Source organism: Vibrio sp. 03_296, from assembly GCF_002265885.1.
The window spans coordinates 1-1,171 of record NZ_NPKW01000464.1; the positions used below are offsets into that span (position 1 = coordinate 1).

General features: G+C 49.3%; 1 pseudogene. It reads left to right on the forward strand.

From position 1 onward, the window contains the following. Positions 1 to 1,171: pseudogene (mnmD, locus tag CIK04_RS25420) on the forward strand (tRNA (5-methylaminomethyl-2-thiouridine)(34)-methyltransferase MnmD); the annotation flags it as partial.

Here is a 1,171-nt window from a genome sequence, read left to right on the forward strand (position 1 = left end):
CGGTTTCTGACCAATTTGATGACGTTTACTTCTCCAATGTGAACGGCCTAGAAGAAACGCGCTATGTGTTTCTTAAACAAAATCTTATTCCTGAAAGATGGCAAGAATTTGACCGCCGTCGTTTTGTGATTGGCGAAACGGGTTTTGGCACAGGATTGAATTTCCTCGCGGTTTGGCAGGCGTTCAATGACTTTCGCCGTGCAAACCCTGATGCAGCACTCAAAGAGYTACATTTTGTCAGCTTGAAAAGTTTCCCCTTAGCAAACAAGATTTGATCAAAGCGCATCAAGCTTGGCCTGAGTTGGCGGAAACTCGCGGAAAAACTTCATCGTCATTATCCACCTGCCGTCCCAGAATGTCATCGCATTGTGCTGGACAAGCGCGTCACGCTGTGTCTGTGGCTTGGCGATATTAAAGACTGCCTACCCTCGGTGCCTTACGGTGAAGAAGGCATTATCGATACTTGGTTCCTCGATGGGTTTGCCCCAAGTAAAATACGGCGAAATGTGGAATCAGGATCTTTTCAATGGTATGGCGAAACTGGCGAGAGCTGAGTGTCGTGTGGCGACGTTTACCTCTGCGGGTTTTGTAAGACGAGGCTTGATTGAAGCGGGCTTTGCCATGAAAAAAGTCAAAGGCTTTGGCACCAAGACGAGAAATGATCGCAGGCTGCATGGAACAAGACAACAACAAAGTCGACCACGCGCCATACTTCAATCGCACCTCTGCATCTCATCTCGACTCTATTGCCATCATTGGCGGAGGGATTGCTAGCGCAGCCCTCGCAAAAGCCTTGGTTCAACGTGGGCAAAAAGTGACCCTCTATTGTAAACACGCCCAAGCTGCAGAAGGCGCATCGGGTAACCGACAAGGCGCAGTATACCCTTTGCTCAATGGCAATCATGATGGCGTTTCGCGCGTATTTGCCCCCGCGTTTTTGTTTGCTCGCCAGTTTGTAGAGCAAGCTGCACAAGCGCTCACCTTCGATCATGACTGGTGTGGCGTGACCCAGTTGATGTGGGATGAAAAATCAACCAACAAGTTGGACAAGATGCTCGCTGGGAACTTTGCGCCCGAGTTGATTCAAAAACTCTCCGTAGAAGAAACCGACAGCAAAAATTGGTTTGCCGATCGACATGGCAATCGGTTTCACTATCCACTTGGCGGCTGG